This window comes from Noviluteimonas gilva (assembly GCF_009740395.1).
GTDB classification, from domain to species: domain Bacteria; phylum Pseudomonadota; class Gammaproteobacteria; order Xanthomonadales; family Xanthomonadaceae; genus Noviluteimonas; species Noviluteimonas gilva.
This window is the reverse complement of record NZ_WOXT01000002.1, coordinates 637,564-661,075: the sequence shown is the minus strand read 5'-3', so window position 1 is coordinate 661,075 and position 23,512 is coordinate 637,564. Positions and strand designations below refer to the sequence as shown.

Here is a 23,512-nt window from a genome sequence, read left to right as displayed (position 1 = left end):
CGATTTTTTTATTGCATTTAATGGGTGCCGCTGCGTCCTGCAGCGCCGCGTGCCATTCGGCAGCGGCTCGCATACTAGGAAGCTACGATGCCCCGCAAGTTCAACTCGCCGCCCGTGGTGGCAGCAATTGCTTTAGAGCGGTTGCCGAGGGTCAAAGAACGGACCTGTCTGTCCCGGTCCGAAATCTACCGCCGCATCGCGACCGGCGACTTTCCCACGCCCGTAAAGCTTGGCGAACGCGCCAGCGCATGGGCTGCGCACGAGGTCAGCGCCTGGATCGCTGCCCGCATAGTCGCACGCAACGAGGCGCACTCGGAATGAAGAAGCGCGCAAGTAAAAAGGTGGGAATCAGCACAAGAGATGCGCGCGAAATGGCCATGCGACTTCTCATGGTGGCGGCAAGTCGCCAGCTGAATCATTACCTGAAGAACGTCGAGTTCCCTGACCCCCGTATTGCCGATGCTGCGGATTTGCTGAAGGCATCCAATCAAAGCTGGGGATGGGGACGCCGATGACGGATCAATCGATTATGCGGGCGCCACTTGGCGCCCGCGAGTTGCTCGCACGACTTGAGGGCGTTCGGAGCACGGGCAAGGGATGGCGCGCACGCTGCCCGGCGTGCGGCGGAAAGTCGGACAAGGTCAGCGTCAGTGAGGCCGACAACGGCGCCACGTTGTTGCACGCTTTTTGTGGATGCTCGCCGGCCGATGTATTGGGAGCGATCGGACTTGGACTTGCCGACCTGTTCCCGGCGCGGTTGCGTGCGATGACCGAACCAGAGCGCCGGGAAGCGCGCCGACGGGCAAAGGAAGCTGGCTGGGCGGCGGCGCTGGACGTCGTCGCCAGGGAAGCAGCGATCATCGAGATCGCGGGGCGGCAAATCGAAAATGGGCAGGGTCTGTTGCCTGAGGATCGCAAACGGCTCGTGGCCGCCTGTGAACGCGTGGGCGAAGCACGGACGGTGCTCAATGGACGCTGACCGCATGACGTTGGAAGAAAGGGCGGATCAAGCGGCCGCTGAGGCGCTGGCTCGCAACGCCGATTCGGCATATTTCGATGTCGCGCGGGATACGAAATGCATTGTGCCGTGCGCCCGCCCTGTTGTAGTCGGGGCTGCTGATCTGCTGTCGGCAACGTTCCCGCCTCGCGAACGACTGCTTTCGCCTTGGCTTCAATCGCAAAGCTTAAGCATGATCTACGCGCCCCGCGGCATCGGAAAAACGCACGTCGCGCTTGGCGTTGGATTTGCCCTGGCGAGCGCCGGCGAGTTCCTCGGTTGGCGGGCGTCCAAGCCGGTGCACGTGCTTTATCTGGATGGGGAGATGCCGGGAGCGGACCTTAAAGACCGACTCGCGGGAATCATCGCGGCCAATGGTGGCGGCGAAGCGCCGGACACGCTGAAGCTTATGACACCGGACCTGCAACCCGACGGGATCATGCCGAATCTGTACACGCCGGCCGGACAGGATGCCATCACGGCCGCTGCTGGCGACGCGCGGGTGATCATCGTGGACAACCTGAGCTGCTTGGTTCGGGGCGGCAAGGAGAATGAGGGTGAAAGCTGGCAACCGGTTGCGGAATGGGCACTGCGGATGCGATCAAACGGGCGGAGCGTGGTGTTCATCCATCACGCCGGCAAGGGCGGACAACAGCGCGGAACTTCGAAGCGCGAGGATCTTCTCGATACCGTAATCGCGCTGAAGCGGCCGGCCGATTACATGCCAGATCAAGGAGCACGATTCGAGATTCATTTCGAGAAAGCTCGCGCGCTCTACGGGCAGGAGGTCACGCCGTTCGTGGCGGCACTACAAGCGACGTCGGCAGGTGCGCAAGAGTGGGCCATACGTGCGGTATCGGAAGCGTCAGAAGCGCAGATGATTGAGCTTGCTGCACTTGGCCTGACCATGCGTGAGATCGGCAGCGAACTTGGCGTAAGTCATTCCACTGTAATCCGCGCATTGAACAAGGCGAAGGACGAGGGACGGTATTCGCCGAAGGCCAAAAAAGGAACGCGGTCGCAATCTATGCCCGCTAAGGATCACGGCGCTGATGCCTATCGCCGGGCGTCCGGCGGAGAATGAAAATGCTGGTGCATGGTGCGCCGCTAGGAAACGCACCATGCACCAAGCGATTGGCCACGCGCTTGGGTCGCACCCCCGATGCGTTCGCGGGTTAGACCGGGATCTCAATTGGAACCGCAACCTGCAGTGCCTGCTCAACTCCCACATACAGATCAACTTCGGTGGGCAGCTGCGGCGCGTGAATCGATACAACGAGCGAATACCGTGCCGTGCGCTCGAATCGCTGCAACGCCTCTCTGCTCTTCCACCATCCGCCTACCGGAAAAACCGCAATGTGTTCGCGCGAAGCGAGCTCCGGTGCCGAGCACGTCAAACGGTCGTGATGTAGGGACCCTCTAAATCGTTTGCGCGGACCCAGCAGCCAACGGGGATCCGCCCCCTCAAAACGCTCGAACGCTTCATCGTCTTCACGAGCAAGGGCGTTGATGCGTCTTTGAAACTGTCCAACAGTCTCGGCGGGACGCTGAACTGCGAATCTCAATCCGTGCGAGGCGTATCGAAAGCGGTCGCTACGTCCGCGCTGCCCGGGGTTCGGCTCGATAAAATAAGACAACGAAACGCGCAACTCGACATCCGTTTCCAGCAATGCCTGGAGCGCGTCACGCGGCCACGGCAAGCGGTGAAGCCGCATGTCATGCGCAGTAATAGATGCTCGCGGACGCCGACGGCCATAAGGTTGCAGCTCGGCCTGTGCGATCAACGTCAGAGAATCGGATCCGCTGTGGAGCGCCGACGCGAGATCCGGCTCGCCCCACCCGCAGTGTCGCAACCGACGCTCAATATTGTCTCTCCCGCCGGGAAACTGTGCCTGTAGCGCGGGGGTCCATTGCGCGCTATGGACCATTAGTGCGCGAACGGTTTCCGGCCACAGAGCGGGATACTCCGCCATCACTTGCGCAGCAAAACGCGAAGCCAATGCGGTTGCGGCGCTTGTCGCCCACGTCGTTGCAAACTGTCGATTGATGGGCCGATGGTGGGTCGTCAGAAGGCTCAAGCTATCCATCTGACTGCACAACATCCCGTCGTCACCCATGTTGCCACCTTCAAAAACAACATCAGGCTTGAATGGCGCTTCCCGGTCCCATGTGAAAGACGTGCTGCTGTATGGGCTCAAACCGCCAGATGGCGCAACGGGATCGTAAGCGTCGGCATAAGGCTCAGTGATATCAACCTTTGCAGTGATTGCGCCCACCGTGACGGCGTTCCAGGCGTTTGCTGGGTCCTCAATTGGAGATCCGGAATTGGTGGCGAAATACCCGCCTGGCTTGATCCCAACAACGTTGCCGCCGCTCAGGATCATGAGCCGTGGCGCCTCCCCGTTTCCACTCCAATCCGATGCCAACGCATCAACTTCAGCCGACCAAGCAGTTGGTCTGCCTGTCATCACATGAGTGTCGCTAGTAACGGCCATTGAGAACAAACGCCGCCGATGCGGTGCATGAATCTCCGGCCGACTAACTGCTTCTGCGGTCAACGGGCCGAAATGCTCCTCATCATTTGCACCTTCGTCCGGCAACAGCTTCACGGACTCCAGCCGATGCGCAATCCGAATTCGGTCAACACCTGACAACGCAATCGAAAGGTCGCCCCATAGTGCCAATCCCGACTGAGCTGTCCCGTGGCCGTCCTCGTCCCCGGCACCCCAATCCGCATCAACCGTGTGGACATCGTCTGCCGACAGAGATGCAGCAATCAACGGGTGACCCTGCGTGCATCCAGTATCCAGCACACACACATACGGCACATCTTCATTCGGCTGAGCAAATTGAGTTCGTGGAATGAGTTCATCAACCCAATCGCGTTGCTGTTCTGGGTTGAGCTCCATGAAAAACTCGGCAGGCTCCGGCGCGAGGCGCAGCTCCGCAAGTTGACCCAGCAAGTTGGCGGAATCTTTGAATTGGGCAATCGTCCCGCGCACCTGCAGAACAGCGCGCTCAGGAAATTGGAGAGCACGCTGGCTCACCCTTAGTTCAACCTGTTCGGCCACGGCCCGAAAGCGTTCGATGCGCTCCGTTGCGGTCAGACGCAGCGCATTGCGACCCGTAGCCACGAGGGGAATAACAGGCGTGCTAAACCATGCTTCGAAGGTCGCGACGCGGTCGTCCGCGGGGATCGGCGCCTCGTCGGTCCAAAGGTCCTCAATGGCGGCGGCGCGAATCTCGCGAATCGCATCCAGCAACTTCCGATTGTCCTGAACGGTAGCGGCAGCACCTGGCGCCGCAAGATACGCTGTGATCTTGCGCTCGAACAGCTCGAGCTGACCTTCCGGGATCCAGACAGTTGCCAGGGTGACGCCTTCCGATTCGCGCACATTGAGTAACTCAATACCGGCGCTCTTCAGGTCCAAGCTGTCGATTGCGAGCTGCACATCCGGAAAGCTCGAAAAAACCACGCGAAGCCCCAAGCCTTCCTGCCAGCCTGCTGCACGCTGCTGTTCGGAGGCAACTGGGAAAAGGTGCTCCAGCACCTCCAGATCGCCCCGCAGTTCGGCAGCATGCGCCGGCCGATACCGTGGGGGAATCAGCCCGCTACGACCGAAGGCATTTACAGCCTGGTACGGCTCGGTGCTTACGAATGTTTCGGGAAGAACGAAATGCGGGCGAGGATTTCTCGGCTCAGGCATTCATCACGACCTTAAGGTGAAAGCTGTCCCCATGCCGACCGCATGAGCTTTCGCTCTTCAAGCATTTCACCTACATGCCGCGGGTCGACTTCCTGTGCACCATGAATCAAGGCTTCCTTGATTGCATCTTCAGCCGCCTTTGAAATTTCGGCGTAGCTGAGGCTCTCTGCTTGTTTCACTAACGTTTTCCAAGGCGCACGGGATGGCATGAAGTTCGCCAGCCTCCCCCTAAGGAGCGATTCGATTTGCGAACCGTTGGGAAGTCGATAGTGGAGAACGTCGTCAAATCGACGCAGAAGCGCGGAATCCAAGATATCTGGATGGTTTGTAGCTGCGATAATGAGACTCTGCGATTGATCGTGCTCAAGCATTTGAAGAAAGCTATTCAAAATGCGTCGCACTTCACCGACGTCGTTAGGGGCGCCTCTTTGAGAGCCAATCGCATCAAATTCATCAAAAAAGTAAACGCCGCGCGTCGCAGCAATCGCATCAAAAACCTGTCGTAGGCGGGCAGCCGTTTCGCCCATGAATTTCGTAATCAACACATCTAAGCGAATCAAAAACAGCGGCAGCCCCAGCTCACCCGCTAGCGCAGTCGCCGTTAATGTTTTCCCCGTGCCCGGCGGCCCAACCAGCAACAGTTTGCGTCGCGGTGAAAGCCCGTGAGCAACAAATCGGCTCACGTTACGCTGCTCGCGAATCACTCGGGTCAGTTGCCGCTCAAGCACGGCGTCCGTAACGATGTCACTCAACCTGGTCGCAGGATATGACGCCAGCAAGAGAGCGCCGAGCTCGCCGCGCGGCTGGTGGAGAGCAACGGTCTTCGCGCGGGATTTGGCCGAGTCGACCAGCTGCCGAATCTCCTCCGCCAGCTTGGTATGCCCTCGGCGGGCTTCCTGTGCAGCCAATTGGAGGGCGACCGCATAGAAATGGGCTTCGTCGCCATCGCGATGGGATTGAACCAGTGCCCTTAGTTGTTCCGCACTAGACATGAGCCCTCCCCCCGAACAGCGCCTCGCAGGCAATCGTACCTGTCGGCACGGCGGTTTGCACGGCAGACCGGGCGGACTGCCCCCCCGGGCCACCTACTCGTACCGCCAACCGCAACCGCAACGGCCACCGCCACCGATGTTCACCCCGACTCGCGATGCGCATGCCAAGTCGATCTTCTCGCAGATGCCAGGTGATCGGCGGGTCAAACCGAAACAAGGTCGGCAAAGTCAGTCATCGGCCCAATTGACAAAAATGTAGGCTCAATGTTCGTCGGGATTCGTCGGCGAGGACGAAACGCAATTCGAAACTCCTTCTGGTACCCATAGCCGAAATGCTTCGCCATTTCCGGCACCCGGAACTTTGTGTAATCACGATACGGATCGTAGTAGATCACCTTTCCCTCCATGGGAACCCATTGGGGAAAGCGGGCCAAGAACGTCGAGATCAAACGCTGTTTGAAGAGGTTCGGATCGCGAATGACAATCGCCGCGTCCGCATCGAAATCCGTTGGCATTCGATAATGAATGTGCTCGCACAGACTGAAGAGAAAATAATCCTCGATGACGAGCGGAATCTCGAGATCGTCATCTCCAATTTCGATTCGATGTCCCTGCAATTCGATGTGCCGCTTGCCTTCAAGCCGTTCCTTGTAAGTCGGAATAAAAAACGTTCGGCTCGTTTCATCATCCCGAATGGCATCAATCAGGCTAGCTTGGTTGTACGACCTCGCATTAGCCAGCCGGATGGTGCCGAACTTCAGCATCGGTTCGAGAAACTCGCGCTTTCCGTACTTCACAAGGATCGGCGTTTTGGGCGCCTTGTACCCTTCGAACATCGTCACGCCAATCGGCGTGCCTTGGGCAAAATACTTGAAGAACGGCGCCCTCGCGGTCTGAATCAGATCCTTCGGAACATCACCACAACGCGACCCAAATTCCTCAAGCATGTGTGTAAACACCTGCATGTATTCATCGGTCTCTTCGAATGAAATCATTCGAATCCTTCCGTCCGACCCGATCTCGCACACGTTCAGGAAGATGCTACGGAATCGCTCGGCAACCCGTTCATCGTTAGCGCCGATTAGGTACGGCCTCGCCAGGTACGTGTGGCGCCACACCTCGTGACGGAACAGGCGATTGGGCTGCTCTGACTTCCATTCAAACCAACGACGCCGTTGATCGATAGATTCAAGCCGTCGGCGGATTTGCTCGGTTGCAACTTGTGTCATCGCGTGATTATGAGGAGCGAAGGTTCAGAGAGAAGCCCAGAAGGGCTGAAATTGAGCCAGAGGTATTTCTCACCGTGTGAGACGGGGGGGGGTAGAAGTTCAGACAAAATGCATCCAGACCGCGCGCCCCGTAGTTTCCGTACGGCCGCGAATTGATGCTTGGGGGGTCGCCTAGCACGGTGCGTTGCCGGCATTCTCATTGACGGCGCCGGCGATCCTCGCGACCATTTGCCAATGCAAATCACCAAAGCAATCGACAAGGCCAGCAGCGCCGGCGCGCTGTTAAGCGCGCTCTCCTGCGCCGGCTGCTTCCCGGCCCTCGGCTCGCTCGGCGTCGCCATCGGGCTGGGTTTCCTTGCGCCCTACGAAGGGTTGATGTTCCGCAAGCTCCTGCCCGCCTTCGCGGCGCTGGCGCTGCTGGCAAATCTCGTCGCCTGGTATCGCCACAAAAATCCCGTTCGCGGCGGCCTATCCGTCGTGGGTCCGGTGGCGGTGCTGCTGGCGCTGCTCGTGTTCTGGCACCACGACTGGGGCATCTTCCTGTTTTATGTCGGCTTGGCCCTAATGGTTTGTGTTTCGCTATTGGACCTGTTCAAGCCGGTGGCGCCCAAATGTCCGACGTGATCCTCGAATCGAAAATCACATGCCCTCATTGCGGACATTCGCAAGTGGACACGATGCCGACAGAGGCATGCCAGTGGTTCTATGACTGCGCGGGTTGCGGCAAAGTCTTGGAGCCGCTCGCCGGCGACTGCTGCGTCTACTGCTCGTACGGCACGGTGAAGTGCCCACCCATGCAACAAGATCGCGCCTGCTGCTGCTAGGCCGACGAAACTTGGGGGTATCTCTGGGGGTGCATTCCCAGACGAACTCAAGCAAGAGTCACTACAATCAGTGGCTTGCACCCACTTTGGGGCGCCCACTTCCGCACCAGTATTGAAGGCCCAGCCGAATGGTTGGGCCTTTAACTTTTGGGCATGCGGTCCGGAGCCTCATTGGGCCGAGCGCATGTCTGTGCCGAAGGCATCAACGCTGCGCCAGCCAAGCAGTGTCACAACTTCGAAAGCCAAATTCCGCGTTCGGTAAGCGGCGAATTGCGCGCCGCAATCTTTGGCTAGCGCATCAAAACATGCGACCACTGGGTCCCGCGGCTTTCCCTCTTCCCAATGCTCCGCCTGATTCCTAGCCTGAAGGACCACGGTGCTAAGCCCCTGGCTTCCTACCATGCGCCCAGTTGGCCAGTTCTTCGGTTCACCGTATGCCGCGGACAGACCTTGTTTCGCAAACTGCAGGAGACTTCCTGCGAGTGAAGAGCGTGAGAACTCTCGAAGCTTCAGCTTCTCTAGGATTCCAACGAGTTCCGCTTGCGTACGAGCTGCCGCTTTATCATCCCCGAAATAGGTTTCCCACTGCATCGCCGTTGCAAGCATTACATCGTCAGGCGTTTCAGCATCTCTGGCGATAGCTTCAGCGCGCCTATATTGATCTTGCACAGTTCTTTGCAAGGCATTGAGCTGCTTTTGAAGGTCATCAACGGCATCCTGCTCATGCCAGAGCGCATTAATCACGCCTGACAAGGCGTAATTCAATTCGTTCAAGTAGTCGTCGATAGTCACGTCGTCGCCAAACTTCCCATCTGCGTTGATATTGCTTACGTTCTAGCAGATGGCAATGCGGCCAAAATTCGCGGCAGCACATTCAGCGCACCCGCAGCCGCCGCCGTGTGCTCAGCACCCCCGAACGAGTGGCCTATCGGAACGTTGTACGACGTTTGATAGTGAGAGAATACCTGTCTGCTTTCGGTAGCGCCGGGTGAACTCCGAAGTAGAACTAAATTGCCATGCGACAAAGTCCAGGGGGACGTGTGGGCAAGATCGTTTACATCACAGGCGCGCCCGCGACTGGAAAGTCGACCCTATGCGATGCATTGGCTAGCGATCCCAGAGTCGTAGTGTTTAGCTATAGCCTGCGGCTTCGTGATCATATTAGTCGCCAATCGGGGGACGGGCTGACAGAAGTAGACGTGCGGAGCAGGTCCGCTCAGATCATCACTCCAACGCACGTCGCGGAAATCGATGACATTCTCCTCGCAGAGGCTCGGACTTGTCGCGATAACGACAAAGTCTTGCTCATTGATAGCCATCCCGTGACAAAAGAAGATTTTGGATTCCGCGTTACCCCATTCAAAACCGAGCAGCTGGCGAGGCTCGAAGTTGATCGCTTCCTTTGCCTCTACGCCTCGCCTGAAGAGCTAGAAAGGCGAATTACGCGGAGTCCTGAGGGGCGGCCAAGGCCCTCGCTGTTTGAACTTTCCATGCATGTCGAGTTGCAGGCCTCCGTGGTCGCAACTTACGCGATTCTTTCGGGGCGCCCTTGTCACCTGATTGATAGCGGAATACCTCGCGACGAACTGGTACTGCGAGTACGCGCCCTGATTGGGATGGACTGAAACTCAGCGGATGGAGTAGGACGTGGCCTCACGCGAAATCAATCTAAAAGACGCAATCAATGCGGTCTCTGACGTTGTGCAGAACCGACCGCGACCATTGCGCGACTTTGACCAGATCTACATGAAGACTGGCGACATGGTCATGCAGAGCGAGCTAGTGGCGCGATGGGCAAACGGCAAGAACCTGGCCTTCATTGGCGATGGAGACGCAATTAGCGTCTGTGTCGCGATACTCAAAGAACGCGGAATCTTCGATGAGGGGCCGAAGCAAATCACCGTGTTTGACTTCGACGAACGTATTTGCAGCGCCATCGCTCGCTTCGCCGATCACGAGGGCATCAGTTCCTTGGAGTCGCGGCTGTACAACTGCGCAGACGCCTTCCCCACGGAGTCGATTGCGCAGTTCGATTGCTTCTACACCAACCCCCCGTGGGGTGCCAGCAATGCTGGAGAGAGCGTGAAGGTTTTCATGCAGCGCGGCTTTGAGGCCACCGGCTATGCGGGCGAAGGGCTTGTCGTAATTGCCGACGATCACGAAAGAGAATGGCCCCAACAAGTGCTTGCGCAGGTTCAACGGTTCGCCTTGGATAACGGGCAGTTCGTGCAGAAGATGCAATCCAAAATGCACCTGTACCACCTTGACGACGACCCCGATCTGCGCTCTTGCAATCTGTTCTTCAAAGCACTGCCCGCGGACGCCAGGGTCGTATCGAGTTCGCCACTCGATCGCAACCGCCTCGATAACTTCTACGGCAAAGATCAGCCACTAAAAATCCGCTACGTTCGTGAACGCAAGCGCGTTGACTATGGCAAGGCTCATGACGAAGAGTACGCCATTGAATCTATGGAGCTATAAATGAGCGCTATCATTCAACCTGGCAACCACGTTCTTTTCATGAAGATCGGAATTCATGCCAAAGAGCCCCTAGAAAGCATTATCAAGCGAAAGCTCAAAGAAATTGACGACGCCGGCATGGCCTTCTGGGGGTATGGCGGCAGCACTTGCCACCCCACCGCCATGGTGCAGCCGTTTGCTCAGGAGCAGGCTAAGCAAGGAAATCCGATTCACTTGGTAATGCAAAAAATGGATTCCAATCATTGGGCAGAAGGCAATGCCCAGCAGTATTCCATCGATGGCCAGAGCTGGCTTGCAGTGCCGAAGGGAATTGAGGTGCGTGGTTCCCGCTACGCATTAGTTATCGATGATCTGCAAGAGGCAGATTTCGACCTCCCGCTGACTAGGACAATAATTGCTCGCGGACCTAGCATGGGTAAAAGTGGGCGAGCCTACATCCAAGGCCGAGTTGACAAAGCCTGCCTCGAGCTCGGGCCAGATGTGGATGTGCCGTTGGGGCCAGACGAGGAGGCAACCAACATTGGGTTGGTCGCGACACTCAAGGCGCCCTATGCTGTGTTTCTCAAATGAGATCAAGCAACAAGGATATCGCCCGAGTGCGAACGCAGGTCCTCAATGTGGCTTTCGAGACAAGCGAGCCATGACTCTTTCTCCACTTCAGGAGAAGCACAACTAAAGCAAACGCGCATGGCGATATCTACGTCCCGCTCGGCGCATATCGCGCTCTTGATAGGCGCCGCTCCCTTAGAGCTCATTAGGAAGCGAACCGCCTGCTCAAAGCAGATGAACTTTCCGGAGAGCTTCGCCGGGTCAATACCGGCGGCCGACGCGACAGGCCCTACCGCCACGAGTGCAGCTTTATCTCCGGTGAGCACATGATTAAGCGCCCGAACGACAAGTATGGCGATCAACTGGCACTCGCCCACGTGCATCGGAAGGCTAAGGAGCTGCGCTTCGTACTCAAGCTGCGCTGCTAACAGCGTCTCATCCGGCGTGGGTTCAAGGATCTCCAATGATTCGAGCGCAGTCGAAAGGTCACTTTTTGCTTCCTCTACGCGAACGGGCGGGCGCTTCTTCAGCACCTTAGGAAGGACGTACTTCGCTGTGCCCAGAACTCCGTAGTCGAACGGCGCTCCAGGGATGGAAGCGAGAAGGTCGTCGATGAAGCCATAGGAGACGCCCTTCAATAGCGCGTCATTATCAATCGCGGCGTCAGCCATGTGGCAGGCCCATGACTGCTCGCACAAAGCTTTCGGACTCGTCGGGAAAGTCACGCCAAGCGAGCTGCCCGCTAGCGATTGTGTTAACGACTCCCGACACGTCTAGTGGTCGTCCGTAGATATGCTGCAACGCTGCTATCGCTGTAGGCCACGCCTTGGCGGCGTAGCCGAAGGCAAGTGCGAGCGTTCCTGGTTCGATCCTTTCAATTTGCCCCACTCGGGCCGCCTCCCGCGCTAGCTGCTGCGCGCCTCGGCCTTCCCCTTGAACTACCAACTCCGGTTGCGCGCGCCCTGTAAGCAATTCAAGCGCAAAGGCATCCGCCTGCATCTCTTCCGAATCCTCAGCCGTGCCGAGGTCTTCAAGCATTTCCATGTCCACGATTGAGCAACCATCCTCAAGATGGCCCAATAGGATGTGACCCATTTCATGGGCAAGGTAGAAAGCGATTGGAGCAGGATACTGAGCATCGCGCGCCAGCAAGATGGCGTATCTATCGCCAACCCGAACACTCATTGCGCTCATGCGTTTCGCGCTAAGTGGGTACACGCGAAGATGGATGACCGGAATACCCAGCCCCCAGCACGTGGACAAGAGCTCAATCAGACCGACGCTTTGACTGGTCGCCAAGATCGCATTTCTCAAATCCGTCGCATGAATAGCCTCCGTATTTGGGGCGCCCGGAACTCCTTGCAGAAGTAGGCGCGTCAGGGCTGTACCAAATGACGAGATGATCGGCCTCTCACCTGGAGCTCCTTCCTTCAAGTTCTTAAAGCGAGCGGAGTCGTTCCAAATGAACCTAGGCTCATTTTCGGAAATCAGAGATCGAGGGTCGAGACCGAGCTTGCGCGCAATAGAAAATCGCAACTCGGCGGCGGCTGACGGAGACCCCTCCGCTTCTACGCTCCACCATTCGGGCCACGCTGCCGTGACGGCGTCTGAACTCAAACCGGTCCGCCGAATCAACCGCGCCTTAAATTCAGCCGAGCTCTCGGTCATATCGCTCTCCCCGTAGCAGCAGCGACGAGACTACCCACGGCACCGATTGAGACCAGGTGCCCCCTTTTTGAGTTACGTAGATTGCCAACGGGTCTAGCTGTTGCGCGTCAAGGCCCCTGTCTTGTGCCCGAAAATCTGGAACTGAGTCAATGATGACAGCGACGCCGATCCAAACGCATCGGCCGCCCGCCCGCCTCTATAATATGGCTCGGGTCAGGTACGCTAGCAGCCATGGGATCGATTCTCTCTTCACCGCGCGCGGCTCAAGAAGCGACCGAGCAGGAGATTCCACCTATTTTCTGTTGGACGAAAATGGGAGCGGAGTCAGGTCAGCCGCTCTCAGACATCATTCGTCGCAAGGACTTGGAGCGCGAGAGCGGCGGCGGCGTGTTTGGATGGGGCATTGGCAACTCTGTCGGGCCGGCCATCCAACATGCACGAATGGCGGAGCGCGTTTCCAACCTGCAAGCGCTGTTCACACCGATGAAGGCGGCACCCAAGACGATCGACTCGGCGCCTACGTCAATTGTCATGTGGCTCGCTCAGGTTGGACGCAATGAGCAAATTGAGCCATTACCGGAACACATGCTGATTACTAGTCGGGGGCAATCCGGTAGCGGTGAGGAGAAGAGAGGTCACTACGCGCTGATTTGCCGTTCCACCGAGCCCCTTGCTGCTCAACGCCTCCGGCACTCGATCGATCATCGCGCTGTTTGCAATTTGGTGAGTTCAAACCCAGTTGGTTCCTCCCAGGTCACTTCGGTCGTTCGCTATTGCAACAAGGCTTCAAGTGGAATTCGCGAGTATCCCGTCTTGTTCCGAGCAGACCTGATAGGGCAGGCATTTGTTCGCTTGGCACACCCTGTAACCCTTAGTGGCGAATTGCTCGACAAGTACCGCGCACTCTGTGACTCCAGCGGTCCGGATGAATGGATGATGGGCATCAAGGGTCTTAAGCGAGCTGCATTGAACGCCACGCCTGAGAAGCGACAGCAGCCGCAACTTTTCTAGCCGCCTCCCAGTGGCCAATGCGCGCAACGCTGCTATGGCCCAACTGTCTGTTGCAACTCGCGCACTCGCGCAGCCTGAGGTTGGCGCAGGCACCTGGCGGCTCTGTCGCAACCGCTCCGATGCCCCGTCCTTACCGCTCGACGCGCTAATCCATTGTCCGAGGTCCGAGCACATGCCTCATAGGTCTTGCGCAAGCCTCTGGGTCTCGTCGCACTAGCCTCAGAAGTCGTATGGCAAGCCTCCGAGCTCCTAGCGCAAGCATCCGGGCTCCTAGCGCAAGCCTCCAAGGTCCTACCGCAAGCCCCTGAGGTCCTATCGCAAGCCTCTGAGGCCCTAGCGCAAGCATCCGTGGTCCTAGCGCAAGCCTTCGTGGTCCTACCGCAAGCCTCCGTGGCCCTAGCGCAAGCCTCCGCGGTCCTAGCGCAAGCCTTCGTGGTCCTACCGCAAGCCTCCGTGGCCCTAGCGCAAGCCTCCGTGGCCCTAGCGCAGCCCTCCGCGGTCCTAGCGCAAGCCACCGTGGCCCTACCGCAAGCCACTGCAGTCCTAGCGCAAACCAATTCGGTCCTAGCGCAAGCTTCCGTGGCCCTAGCGCAAGCACTTCAGGTCTTAGCGCAAGCCTCCAAGGCCTTAGCGCAACGTTTTGAACCTCATCGCAATCTCGCAACACCCCATCGCAACCCGCGTCTCGCCTGCGAACAGACGAAATACGCACGCGAACTTTCCTCTGTTGCCTTCCACTTTCTTGCGATCAAACACTCCGTGCGAGATTTCTCTCAACGGAGTTACCGCAATGACGCAAGACCTCGCCTCCATGAAGATCACGCAGGAAATCGAGGACCAGGTGATGGCCCTCTTCGCGCAGATCGAAGCCCTGCTTCCCGGGTTGATCAACACGCCCGACAAGGACCGTTCGAACTCGATGGGGGCGAAGAGCGAGCGCTACGTGCGCGCCACCATGGACCTGGCGAATCAGAACGCCGGCCTGATTCCGCCGGACGCCGACCTGGCCGGCGCCAATGCAGACCTGGAAGCGCGCGACCGTATGATGCGCATCACCCAGCGCGCAAAGCAGTTCCTCGACAAGTGCGAAGACACGACGTACGCGCTCGGCAGCGACCTGATGGTCTTCTCGCAGATCGCCTACGCGGTGCTCAAACTGCTCGGCAAAGCGACCGGGCTGGACGAGGCCGTCAAGGATCTGGGACATCGCTGGTCGCGGGGCAAGAAGAAACCCGCGCCGGCCAACGAGCAATGATGCAACGGTGGTGATTCGTCGGACGCGCGTTGCGCGCGCGTCTGATTACGTTGCGCACCTCTCGACGGTCACGATGGCGATGCGAGGTTAGAAGGCTTCGCTTCGACCAGCATCAACGACATAGTCGCAACGCATGTCCTCTGCGTCGGGAGGGGACCAATACAAGACCTCGTTCGCGAGGGAATACGTCCACCGCATTGGTCGAAGCGCGGCTTTCTACCTCCCGACACTCTTGCGCCGCACGCGCGGCGCAAGTCATTTCCCGTCCGAGGAGACTGTCATGTCCAAAGTAGACGACACGCGCCCTGCCCCCACTGTCTATACGATCCCCGAGCAAGCGCACATCGCGCTCGTGGAGATGGCCTACTTCCTGCGCATGATGGCGCACCTCACCGAGCCTGGTTCCAAGGCCAGCGACTACGAGGCGAAACTCCGCCCGACTGCGTTGAGTTGGTGTTTTTCCAGTCTGTCGAAGGAGATCGATACGATTCTTGGGGCTACGTATTGCGCGGAGGAACCTGCGAAGGCTTCGCGTTCGGCTAAAGCGAGGAAGCGGCTCTCCACGATTGCGGCCAGGATTGGGCAATCGCAAATGCCGATGCGGCAGAAGCGGGCGCTCTGAGTTGACGCTTCAGAGACACGGAGTTGAGCGCCCGGGCAAGGGGCACCCGAGAGGCGAAGACTCGCTGGCACCGGGATACCCGATCGAGGATCTGATCGCACAGATGACTAAGGAAAACAGCCACGCTCTGCACGAGATCGGCGATCGCGGTGCCGAGCGCAAGCTAGCGGATGCCCCGGTCTGGCGCTATTCTCAAGGCGTGAAATACGTCACCGTCGTCATCGCCAAAGATCCGTTGACCGGTCAGCTGACCATCGACAAAGCAGCCACCCAAGCGCGCGTGGCTGCGGTCAGGAAGGCTGCGACAACGCGCGCGCCAAGCGGGCTTGGCACCTCCAGGAAGGTGGCGAAGAAAGCCGCCACCAAGGCAGCCAAGAAGGTTACGAAGAAGACCGCCAAGAAAGCTGCCGCCAGGAAGGCCTGATGGATCGCCCCGGTCATCTGCTCGTGGCCTACCACGGCTGCGACGAAAGCGTGCGCGACATGTTGCTCGCCTCCGGCGAGGAAACGATCGATGTCAAAGAGAGCAAGAACCCCTACGACTGGTTAGGGACGGGTGCCTACTTTTTCGAGGATGACTGGAAGCGCGCACTCCTTTTCGCGCAAGCCGCCAACGAGCATCCGATATTGAGTAAGGGCGCGATAAAAACGGCCGCGGTGATCGGCGCGGTGGTCCGGGTCCACCGTTGGCTGGACCTGGCAACATCTGAAGGGCGTCTTGAGTACTCCGAGGCCATAAACGACCTCAAAGCCCAGGGCAAACGCTTCAAAAGAACGGCCCCAGCCCCAATCAATTGGGCAAGGACGACATCCTCCGCAAGTTGGATCGGCAGGTCATCAACCACATCCACGCCATGCGAAAGTCGTTGGGCAAGCCGCCCTACGACGCGGTTCGCTCTTACTTTCCGCAAGGCGACGCTGTTTCGGACTCGTCAGCTTTCCATCAAGAGACGCACATCCAGTTCGCGCTGCGCAATCCGCACTGCGTGCTGGGCTACTTCCGGGTTCGCGATGCCGAAGTGCGAGCGATCTGACGACCAGCTTTACGCTATCGGCCGGTGCGGGCCCTCGATCACTTCGAATGCGCAACGGAATTCAGTGCGCTGTCCAGCGCGATTCGAACGTGCCCGCCGAGAATCGGCGATTGTTCGCAGTGGGAAACGATACAAGCTAGAAGCCCTGAAATCGCTTCGTCATCGTCGCGCGCATGTGCACCCCAGACGCGATGCTGGATCTCATTGAGCCACTTTAGTGCGTTCAATTGGGCATCGCGGTCCAAGCCGTGGTCGCTCCAGATATCGCGTCCCGCGAGCGTCAGCTCGAACCAAAGGCGGATGCAGAAGTCCTTGGCCTTTTGGCCTCTCAAGTTTCGTAACTGATCTCTCATACGGTCGTTAGCAGTCACTTCGCATCCGCCGGGAACAAACCAGGCCAGCCTTTCGCTGGTCGATCCACTTGCACGAACTTGGCACTCGCGCGCGGGAAGCAGCGGCCCGTCAAATTACTGAAGTCGCCGGAGCGGCGCGGGTGCTCCGCATAGCGAAGCACCGATTTGCCCTGCACGAAAATCAGCACTGAGATGCCGTCGTTGCGTGCGATGTCCGTCAGGGTTTCAGCGGGCCAGTCGAACCCGAGCGCCTCGGCGGCCGAGGCATTGGTGGAGTACGGCCCGAGCACGCACACGCGATTCCAATTGCCCGGAACAGCGGACGCGAGATCTACGGTCTTGCGCCCCGATTCCGAGAATTGGTCTGCGATGGACGACGACAACGCGTCGCCGCAACCGCAGAGCGTCGCCAGCATGAGGACCAACGTGCAGCAGCGGATATGCGAAAGCATGACGGAATCCAGGGTGCCGGCTGTCGGGAGCGTGCAGGCCATGGAACGCTCAAATGTCCGCTTTCGGCCACAAGCGGACATTTGTGGCGCTGCTAGACGCCGCCATCTGGGTAGCGCGGTCGTTTGGCTGCAACGATCACGCGCCGCCACTTGCAAGATTCGGCAGGTAGAAGTACGAAACGACCAGCGCGACCGAGAAGTACATCGCCAGGAACAAATTGAGGGCGGCGATCACCGCGGCCGCGAACAGGCGCGTCTCCAACGGCCGACGTGAGCGCCACAAGTAGATGCCCAGCGCCGCGGACAGCGCCGCGCTTCCCCAAAGCCATGTGGGCGCATTTGCAACCATGTTGGCGAAGGCAACCGACACGGCAGGCTCGACGGGGCGCGGATACATTGAAAGAACCCGTGCCAGGAATGTGCCGGTGGTGACGGCGCCCACGAGACCGCAGAGGTATATCCAGACGGCGATGACGATTCTTGGCATGCGTCTATTTCAGCAGAATGGGAAAGCGGGAGTCAGGGTACCAATTTCCAAGTGACCGCTATCGGCCAACAGCGGACATCTACGACTCTTGGGGTCTCCGCCTACACGCCGAGAATGAAACCAGAACCAGACCGATCACAAACATTGGCAACGCAACGAAAACAGTGACCCCGAAGCGAGTTTCCTCATCTCACGTCACCTGTTGCTCCCACCAACCGGCGTGAGATGCGTCAGCATGCAGCGCCACTGTCCATCTACTTTGCGGTAGATGTCGGTGATGTACTCATCGGCCTGCATGGGCTGCCTGTTGAAAGTGCCGGTGTTCTGTCCGCGACCAGTGACCCAGGCCATGTCCCCGATGACACACGCATGCGTTGGAACTTTTGTCATCGTGGCATGGCTCAAAAGCCCGGAGCCGATGACGTCGAGGATGCGAGAGCGAGGAATTGGGCCGGCCTCCGGTGTTACCAGGATCCAATCGTCCGTGACGCAACGCGAGATCTGCTCCACGTCATTGGAGATCATGGCCCTGTTGAAGGCGTCCTCGAGGTCTACCAGGAACGCCGGAATTTCTGTCTGCATCGCTTTCACGCACGATCCTCCTTGTCCTGGCGCACTCCCCACCCTTGCGCATGCGCAATCTGTACTGCGATGCGGACGTTACACCGGCTCGCGGTGCGCTCGCGACCCTACCGTCGGTCACCTCTCGTCCGCCGCCTTGCTCCGCGGCAATCCAAGGGCTATACAGCGACTGAGCCACATGTGCTGCAGCGACGTATATCGCCTGATCCACGCCACGCGACAGTCGAGGGAATCGCAATGACATCCAACGTACCGCGCGCCCTGCGCTCCGCACGCGCGGCGCTGGCCCTGCTGCTGTTGCTGGGGGCGTCTTGCTCGATCGTGGGTACGCGACAGGCGCCGGCCTGGCAGAGTGCCGAGCAGATGGTGGTCGTCACCACGAGCGGCTGGGACGCGACCGGCGGCGAATTGCGGCGTTTCGAACGCGATGCCGGATCGACGCGCTGGCGCCAGACAGGCGCAACGACGGCCGTGACCGTGGGGCGCGCGGGAAGCGCCTGGGGTCTTGGCCTTCATCCGCTGCAAGAAGGCCCGGGCCCCACCAAGCACGAAGGCGATGGCCGCTCCCCGGCAGGCGTGTTCGCGTTGGGGAGCGCGTTCGGCTACGCCCCCGCGGCCGCCACCGCCATGCCCTATCTCGCGATGCAGGCCGATGACTACTGCATCGACGTGCCGGACTCGCCGCTCTACAACCGCATCGTCAGTGCGGCCGAGGTGGGCACGAACGCGGTCGAGGGGTCGACCGAACCGATGCGCCGCGACCTGCACGCCGATGGCGACATGCGTTATCGCCGCGGGTTGGTGATCGAACACAACCCGAACGCGCGCCCCGGCGCCGGCAGCTGCATCTTCGCGCACCTGTGGAATGCGCCGGGCGAAGCCACGGCAGGATGCACGGCGATGGCGGAACCCGCCATGGACGAAATGTTCGCGTGGCTGGTTCCCTCGAAGCATCCCGTGTTCGTCCTCCTGCCGCGCGCGGAATACGCGCGCCTGCAGGGCGCCTGGGCGCTTCCGGACATCATCGACGCGAGCGGACCTGCGGTTCGGTGACCCCGGAAGCTGCCCACATGCGACTCACTCGGAGTAGTAGCAGGTGACGCTCGCTACTTGCTTGCGAGGGTCGAACGTAAAGCTCAACTCCGGATGGCCGCCCCCTCTCTGCTCTGCGGGAATCGGACTGGAAAAAAAGTAAGTCCAGGTCTCGCCCACGTCCATGTCGGGCGCACCAAGTGCATTTCGGATCTGGGTCTTCTTCAAGCCCACGAGCCGTGGTGCATCACTCGGGCAGCGGGCGTCGGTGGGAGCCCCGACCGGCAATGCGCGAAGGCGCCGAAGCTCTGTCGCAAGCGATCGAGCAGCGGGTCACTCGCGGGAGCGTGCGCACAACTCGACTGCGCCACGAGAAGACAAGCTAGCCCCGTCATTACGCACGATCTACCAAGCATGCCTTCCCCCGTTGCCGCTTCCGAAGCAGTTTGTCATGCATTCAAAATGTCCGCTTTGGGTCGATAGCGGCCATCCAGTCCTTTGACCCTGCCCAGTGTGCCGTGCAGACTCTCGCGCATGCGCAACCCCCGCGAAGCGATGGCATGGCTGGTGACCGGAACCGGGCTGTTGATCCTGGCGCTTTCGGCGGGCCTATTCGTGCTGACGCTCGTCTTCCCGGGCGGTGAGTCTCCGGATGCCGGAGGCATGCTCGGGGGCATCGCGATCCTCGCCTTCCTCTTACTAGCGCTGCCGTTGTTGATCTTGGGCGGCGTGTTGTTCGCGTTTTGCGAGCGAGACACAGAAGCCGATTGAAGCGCTGATTAGGACGTCCGCTTTCGGCCAGAAGCGGTCATTCTCGGACACGGCGCAGTGTGGAAACCAGGATGTGCAGGACCACAAAAAGAGCGAGGGCTGGAAGCACCAACCAAAGGTAGCGGAGTGGACTCTCGTCGGTAAGCGAGGCCCCAATGCGGAACACCAAGCCGTTCTCGTCGTACCAGAGCCAGTTTGGATATGGCGGGATGCCCACCAAGGCTGCGCCCAGGAGTGCGAACGGCCACCGCGCCTGGGGCAGCCAGACTGCCGATGCGATGGTCAGCGCAATGGCTCCGAGTGCAACGAGGAAGTTTACGGGCGTCCAAACCAGCGCGGTCAGCACGCCGGGCAGCAGCAACAGGCAAGCAACAACTGCGGCCAACAGCACTCGCCGAGCTTGCTGACCAAGGGATAGCGATGTTTTGGCATTGCCGGAAAGCACTCGGTCCACGGCGCCAAGCTCCAGATTTGATCTGAGCTTATCGGCGCGGGGTCTTGCCAACAAGCAAGAGGGGGACGCAGGGCACAGCGCGCATCGAGCGATGTCCGCTTTGGGTCGGAAGCAGTCACCCGTCCCAATGTCCGCTATCGGCCACAAGCGGACATCCTCAACTACATTTTGTATTCGTACGTTTCGAGATCGCCGGTCATGGTCTTGTAGGTGTGCCTCCACGCGACCAACACACCCGTTCGGCTCACGAAAAACGCGAACTCACCGCTGCCTTGCGGGGACCGGATCTCGCGAACTTCAGTGCTCGCACCGCCGACTCGCAGCTTGGAATCTCTGACGTAGTGGAAGTCAAACCCTTCTGCTGTCCAATGACTCGATGCTTGGGTCGTGCGCGGAACGACCACGGTCATGTAGTCAGACTTGATGCAGACAAGCCAACTTGTGGCACACGGCGAGAGCGAGAAAAGATCGCCCGACACCATCAGCGTGTCGTCGTCGAAGTCCAGCACTGCGGCGGTTCCGTCGTCGAGCGGTGATCCGTTCAAAACGTACACGGTCGTATCCACAGCTACGGCGGGAGGGCTCCAGGGCGTCAGCGCCAGCACGAGAGCCAGGGCGGTCAATCGATACAACCGTTGCATGGTGATGTCCCTTGCCGTCGCCAGTTACTGTACCGGACCGGTGCCCAGGTCAAAGGTGCCGACAGAGCGCAGGTCGAATGTCCGCTATGGGTAGAAGGCGGACGCTGCCGTAGCGAAAACGATCGGCTTCCTGCGGCGCGCCAATGATGGTGTCGCGCTCCGGTTTGTGCCGGCCACGCGTTAACCCCCTGAAACAGCCCGACGTTCGACGGCTTGCCGCTATGGCAGCGCGAACAAAAGACCCAACGCCGCCACTAGTGCAAGCGAGATCGCCTGCATGAGCCAGGCCCCCGTAGATTCCCGCTGATGTAGTCGACCCGACGCGAACATCGCAAGCGCGACAGGCGCCAAGAACAGCCCAGAAAACATTGCGAGGAGGCCACCATGCGAATCGGAAGCAAGCGGGTGCAGCGGACTTGAGATGAGGTAGAGGCTCCAAGCGCCTATACCGGCCGCCACGAAGTAGTTGGCGTAGGCCACAACGTTGCGGACTTGAGGCGTCATCAACAGAATCATAAGACCTCGCGTAGCCAGTTCGAGCGCATAGGGACGCAGCGGCACGATGTCCGCTTTGGGTCGAAAGCGGACACTCATTACTCAACGTAACGTTCCGGCTCCCAACGCAGATAGACGAGGTACTCAAGCTGGGACAGCCCGCCTGAGCGAGGTGCAGCGACATGCTGCTCGTCCAGCTCCCACGTCGCGGGAAAACAGGCAAAGACCTCGCTCGCGGCGCAAGAACCACATTCAAGCGCATCCAGTGATGGCTCTCCGTCATATTCGAATCGAACGCGCACCGTTCTGGTCGCGCGATCGGCCTCGATGGACGCCTGCCTCAATTGCGGATGCACTTCACCCCATAGTCCTCGCATCAAGTAGAACTCAAGGGCCTGGCGGCGGCTGACTTTCTCGTCGACATCTTGCATGGGCTCGGCAACTCCCGATATGGCGGACGCATTGGTGACGGCAACTGGGGCGCCAGTGAGGCTACAACATGACCGCTTTGGGTCGAAAGCATCCACTGAGCCGGTATGTCCGCTATCGCCAAAAGCGGACATTAGCGGCTGCCTGCTAAAGTTTGGCGCAGGTTGAAGGGGACAGACATGCGATTTCTAGCCGTTCTCGCAATGACGTTGCTTACCGGTTGCACGGCGACGACGAAGTACCACATGGCTGCTAACCAGGTTCATGCCGACATCGGAGACGACAATACGAGTTGGGTCAAATTGAAATGCATGACCCCAGCGTCTTACCCCAGAGCTGAAGAAAAAACATCCGCGGACACCTTCACACCCTTGACGCTCGAAGACATCGCGGTAGTGGAGGATGGCTGCATCTGGGAGGCAAACGAATCGGTTATTGATGGTTGCGCCCTGACGCTGGGGAAGACAGCAATCGTCACTCCAACTCTGGCCAACGCACGACAGCAGATTGAGGCGTGCCTGATTCGTCAGGGCTACGAACGCTCGGTCGTGGTTCGGACACATCAGCCTCCGCCTACGCCATGCACCAGTAGTTACCCGCTGGAGCGTTGTCCGATGCCTGTCGAGCCGAAGCCATAGTTGAATCGACGATGCCCACAGACATCACGGCCGCGAATCAGGCCCGCTCTCTGGCAATAGCAAGATTCCGCAGGCACATCGCTTTCAACGCACCAGCCGCTCCCTTGGATGCGGAGCGATAGCACTCGATTGCCTTCGGGAAGGCATCAAGGTCGAAGTAGGCGTTACCAAGGTTGTAGAAGAGCTCAGGCTTCTGCCCTCGGCGCCGCAATGCCTTCTCCAGGTAGTAGGCACTCCATCTGGGACGACCTAGTTCCGAGTAGCAGTTTGCAATCGCCATCATTGCGTCCCGGTCGTCGGGCCTGTGGCGCCATGCTCGCCGGAATGCAGCGACCGCGCCCACCATCCGCCCGCGTCGATATCGAATATCGCCTACGACATACCAAGCGTGGTTGAGGTCGCCATTGAACGGGGGGCGGATGCGAGCTCCCTCGTTGCCCAGCAGCAAGCGTTCCGCAGATGCAAGCCTTCCCGCCCTGATTTGTCGGTAGACCTTCTCGATTTCTTGCATGACCGACTCCCCCGATCCGCGTCATTCCATGAGTCTGCCGGAACGTCGCGCCGAATTTCCGCTTTGGTGATCAATGGCAGCTATCGGCCAAGAGCGGACATTCGCTGGGAGCGCCATTTCGGAAGATAGATCAGAGCCAGCGGCAGAACATCAACAGGCTTCCGGCAGCCGCGACCACAGTGCTTGCTGCCAGCATTCGCTTTCGGCTGCCAAGCACTCCCCAAACCGGAGTACACCAGGCAAGCAACCAAGCCGACCAAAGAACAGCGGTGGCCGTGGGCGTGAGCGCCAACAGGGG

At 59.3% G+C, this 23,512-nt stretch carries 31 protein-coding genes; 17 read left to right on the top strand and 14 right to left on the bottom strand.

Features of this window, described 5'->3' with window-relative positions:
• Positions 1-87 precede the first annotated feature (87 nt).
• Genes GN331_RS10255 through GN331_RS10240 form a run of 4 tightly spaced genes read left to right on the top strand, consistent with a single transcriptional unit; the run spans position 88 to position 2,081 of the window.
• A complete protein-coding gene (locus GN331_RS10255; RefSeq protein WP_156641884.1) occupies positions 88-321 on the top strand; it encodes a helix-turn-helix transcriptional regulator in 234 nt (77 codons plus the stop codon).
• Positions 318-515 carry a hypothetical protein gene (locus tag GN331_RS10250; RefSeq protein WP_156641883.1) on the top strand — a complete coding sequence of 66 codons (198 nt, stop codon included), beginning with the start codon at positions 318-320 and terminating at the stop codon, positions 513-515. Before GN331_RS10255 ends, GN331_RS10250 begins: the two co-directional genes overlap by 4 nt.
• A complete protein-coding gene (locus GN331_RS10245) occupies positions 512-979 on the top strand; it encodes a DNA primase (protein ID WP_156641882.1) in 468 nt (155 codons plus the stop codon). Before GN331_RS10250 ends, GN331_RS10245 begins: the two co-directional genes overlap by 4 nt.
• A 4-nt stretch (positions 980-983) precedes the next feature.
• Positions 984-2,081 carry an AAA family ATPase gene (locus GN331_RS10240; RefSeq protein WP_156641881.1) on the top strand — a complete coding sequence of 366 codons (1,098 nt, stop codon included), beginning with the start codon at positions 984-986 and terminating at the stop codon, positions 2,079-2,081.
• A gap of 91 nt (positions 2,082-2,172) precedes the next feature.
• On the opposite strand, the gene GN331_RS10235 is transcribed toward GN331_RS10240, so the two are convergent.
• The 3 genes from GN331_RS10235 to GN331_RS10225 form a co-directional block, all read right to left on the bottom strand.
• On the bottom strand, positions 2,173-4,704 hold the full coding sequence (locus GN331_RS10235; protein WP_156641880.1) for a S8 family peptidase: 2,532 nt from the start codon (positions 4,702-4,704) through the stop codon (positions 2,173-2,175).
• A gap of 11 nt (positions 4,705-4,715) precedes the next feature.
• A complete protein-coding gene (locus GN331_RS10230; RefSeq protein ID WP_156641879.1) occupies positions 4,716-5,696 on the bottom strand; it encodes an AAA family ATPase in 981 nt (326 codons plus the stop codon).
• A 203-nt stretch (positions 5,697-5,899) separates the two neighbouring features.
• Complete coding sequence (locus tag GN331_RS10225; RefSeq protein ID WP_156641878.1) at positions 5,900-6,925, bottom strand: hypothetical protein; 1,026 nt, start codon at positions 6,923-6,925, stop codon at positions 5,900-5,902.
• A 234-nt stretch (positions 6,926-7,159) separates the two neighbouring features.
• Here GN331_RS10225 and merC point away from each other — a divergent pair, with 234 nt between their 5' ends.
• On the top strand, positions 7,160-7,549 hold the full coding sequence (gene merC / locus GN331_RS10220; RefSeq protein WP_156641877.1) for an organomercurial transporter MerC: 390 nt from the start codon (positions 7,160-7,162) through the stop codon (positions 7,547-7,549).
• Complete coding sequence (locus GN331_RS16780; RefSeq protein ID WP_231734443.1) at positions 7,537-7,749, top strand: phage terminase large subunit family protein; 213 nt, start codon at positions 7,537-7,539, stop codon at positions 7,747-7,749. The genes merC and GN331_RS16780 overlap by 13 nt, the downstream gene beginning before the upstream one ends.
• A 168-nt stretch (positions 7,750-7,917) precedes the next feature.
• Here GN331_RS16780 and GN331_RS10215 read toward each other — a convergent pair whose 3' ends face one another.
• A complete protein-coding gene (locus GN331_RS10215) occupies positions 7,918-8,541 on the bottom strand; it encodes a hypothetical protein (RefSeq protein ID WP_156641876.1) in 624 nt (207 codons plus the stop codon).
• Positions 8,542-8,765: 224 nt separating this feature from the next.
• Between GN331_RS10215 and GN331_RS17025 the strand changes: the two genes are divergently transcribed.
• Genes GN331_RS17025 through GN331_RS10200 form a run of 3 tightly spaced genes read left to right on the top strand, consistent with a single transcriptional unit; the run spans position 8,766 to position 10,800 of the window.
• Positions 8,766-9,374 (top strand): ATP-binding protein, encoded by a 609-nt coding sequence (locus GN331_RS17025; protein WP_156641875.1) that lies wholly within the window; start codon positions 8,766-8,768, stop codon positions 9,372-9,374.
• A 22-nt stretch (positions 9,375-9,396) separates the two neighbouring features.
• Positions 9,397-10,230, top strand: a complete 834-nt coding sequence (locus tag GN331_RS10205; RefSeq protein WP_197427084.1) for a bis-aminopropyl spermidine synthase family protein — start codon at positions 9,397-9,399, stop codon at positions 10,228-10,230.
• Positions 10,231-10,800, top strand: a complete 570-nt coding sequence (locus tag GN331_RS10200; protein WP_156641874.1) for a hypothetical protein — start codon at positions 10,231-10,233, stop codon at positions 10,798-10,800.
• A gap of 2 nt (positions 10,801-10,802) precedes the next feature.
• Here the strand turns inward: GN331_RS10200 and GN331_RS10195 are convergent, their stop codons facing one another.
• Together GN331_RS10195 and GN331_RS10190 are read right to left on the bottom strand one after the other, a co-directional pair.
• The gene (locus GN331_RS10195) at positions 10,803-11,450 is read right to left on the bottom strand and encodes a hypothetical protein (RefSeq protein ID WP_156641873.1); all 648 of its coding nucleotides are present in this window, start codon (positions 11,448-11,450) and stop codon (positions 10,803-10,805) included.
• The gene (locus GN331_RS10190; RefSeq protein WP_156641872.1) at positions 11,443-12,447 is read right to left on the bottom strand and encodes an ImmA/IrrE family metallo-endopeptidase; all 1,005 of its coding nucleotides are present in this window, start codon (positions 12,445-12,447) and stop codon (positions 11,443-11,445) included. The genes GN331_RS10195 and GN331_RS10190 overlap by 8 nt, the downstream gene beginning before the upstream one ends.
• A gap of 231 nt (positions 12,448-12,678) precedes the next feature.
• Between GN331_RS10190 and GN331_RS10185 the strand changes: the two genes are divergently transcribed.
• From GN331_RS10185 to GN331_RS10165, 5 genes are all read left to right on the top strand, one after another.
• Positions 12,679-13,458: a hypothetical protein gene (locus GN331_RS10185; protein WP_156641871.1), complete on the top strand. Its 780-nt coding sequence runs from the start codon at positions 12,679-12,681 to the stop codon at positions 13,456-13,458.
• 790 nt (positions 13,459-14,248) lie between these two features.
• Complete coding sequence (locus GN331_RS10180; protein WP_156641869.1) at positions 14,249-14,713, top strand: hypothetical protein; 465 nt, start codon at positions 14,249-14,251, stop codon at positions 14,711-14,713.
• 280 nt (positions 14,714-14,993) lie between these two features.
• Positions 14,994-15,335: an XAC0095 family protein gene (locus GN331_RS10175; protein WP_156641867.1), complete on the top strand. Its 342-nt coding sequence runs from the start codon at positions 14,994-14,996 to the stop codon at positions 15,333-15,335.
• 103 nt (positions 15,336-15,438) lie between these two features.
• Positions 15,439-15,759, top strand: coding sequence for a hypothetical protein (locus tag GN331_RS16560; RefSeq protein ID WP_197427083.1), 321 nt, complete (start codon positions 15,439-15,441; stop codon positions 15,757-15,759).
• A gap of 370 nt (positions 15,760-16,129) precedes the next feature.
• Positions 16,130-16,369, top strand: a complete 240-nt coding sequence (locus GN331_RS10165; RefSeq protein ID WP_156641865.1) for a hypothetical protein — start codon at positions 16,130-16,132, stop codon at positions 16,367-16,369.
• Positions 16,370-16,407: 38 nt separating this feature from the next.
• On the opposite strand, the gene GN331_RS10160 is transcribed toward GN331_RS10165, so the two are convergent.
• The 4 genes from GN331_RS10160 to GN331_RS10145 all read right to left on the bottom strand — a co-directional run bounded on the left by GN331_RS10160 (position 16,408) and on the right by GN331_RS10145 (position 18,243).
• Positions 16,408-16,740, bottom strand: a complete 333-nt coding sequence (locus tag GN331_RS10160) for a hypothetical protein (RefSeq protein WP_156641863.1) — start codon at positions 16,738-16,740, stop codon at positions 16,408-16,410.
• The gene (locus tag GN331_RS10155) at positions 16,737-17,216 is read right to left on the bottom strand and encodes a hypothetical protein (protein WP_156641861.1); all 480 of its coding nucleotides are present in this window, start codon (positions 17,214-17,216) and stop codon (positions 16,737-16,739) included. Before GN331_RS10155 ends, GN331_RS10160 begins: the two co-directional genes overlap by 4 nt.
• A gap of 94 nt (positions 17,217-17,310) precedes the next feature.
• A complete protein-coding gene (locus GN331_RS10150; protein WP_156641859.1) occupies positions 17,311-17,661 on the bottom strand; it encodes a hypothetical protein in 351 nt (116 codons plus the stop codon).
• Positions 17,662-17,856: 195 nt separating this feature from the next.
• On the bottom strand, positions 17,857-18,243 hold the full coding sequence (locus tag GN331_RS10145) for a nuclear transport factor 2 family protein (RefSeq protein WP_156642051.1): 387 nt from the start codon (positions 18,241-18,243) through the stop codon (positions 17,857-17,859).
• A gap of 261 nt (positions 18,244-18,504) precedes the next feature.
• On the opposite strand from GN331_RS10145, the gene GN331_RS10140 reads away from it, so the two are divergent.
• Together GN331_RS10140 and GN331_RS10135 are read left to right on the top strand one after the other, a co-directional pair.
• Positions 18,505-19,296: a L,D-transpeptidase family protein gene (locus GN331_RS10140; RefSeq protein WP_425489286.1), complete on the top strand. Its 792-nt coding sequence runs from the start codon at positions 18,505-18,507 to the stop codon at positions 19,294-19,296.
• A 513-nt stretch (positions 19,297-19,809) separates the two neighbouring features.
• On the top strand, positions 19,810-20,046 hold the full coding sequence (locus GN331_RS10135) for a hypothetical protein (protein ID WP_156641855.1): 237 nt from the start codon (positions 19,810-19,812) through the stop codon (positions 20,044-20,046).
• 37 nt (positions 20,047-20,083) lie between these two features.
• Here GN331_RS10135 and GN331_RS10130 read toward each other — a convergent pair whose 3' ends face one another.
• The 3 genes from GN331_RS10130 to GN331_RS10120 all read right to left on the bottom strand — a co-directional run bounded on the left by GN331_RS10130 (position 20,084) and on the right by GN331_RS10120 (position 22,067).
• On the bottom strand, positions 20,084-20,500 hold the full coding sequence (locus GN331_RS10130) for a hypothetical protein (protein WP_156641853.1): 417 nt from the start codon (positions 20,498-20,500) through the stop codon (positions 20,084-20,086).
• 161 nt (positions 20,501-20,661) lie between these two features.
• Complete coding sequence (locus GN331_RS10125; RefSeq protein ID WP_156641851.1) at positions 20,662-21,141, bottom strand: hypothetical protein; 480 nt, start codon at positions 21,139-21,141, stop codon at positions 20,662-20,664.
• Between the two features lie 593 nt (positions 21,142-21,734).
• Positions 21,735-22,067 carry a MafI2 family immunity protein gene (locus GN331_RS10120; protein ID WP_156641850.1) on the bottom strand — a complete coding sequence of 111 codons (333 nt, stop codon included), beginning with the start codon at positions 22,065-22,067 and terminating at the stop codon, positions 21,735-21,737.
• 243 nt (positions 22,068-22,310) lie between these two features.
• On the opposite strand from GN331_RS10120, the gene GN331_RS10115 reads away from it, so the two are divergent.
• Positions 22,311-22,703 (top strand): hypothetical protein, encoded by a 393-nt coding sequence (locus GN331_RS10115; protein ID WP_156641849.1) that lies wholly within the window; start codon positions 22,311-22,313, stop codon positions 22,701-22,703.
• 37 nt (positions 22,704-22,740) lie between these two features.
• Here GN331_RS10115 and GN331_RS10110 read toward each other — a convergent pair whose 3' ends face one another.
• The gene (locus tag GN331_RS10110) at positions 22,741-23,214 is read right to left on the bottom strand and encodes a tetratricopeptide repeat protein (protein WP_156641847.1); all 474 of its coding nucleotides are present in this window, start codon (positions 23,212-23,214) and stop codon (positions 22,741-22,743) included.
• Positions 23,215-23,512 lie beyond the last annotated feature (298 nt).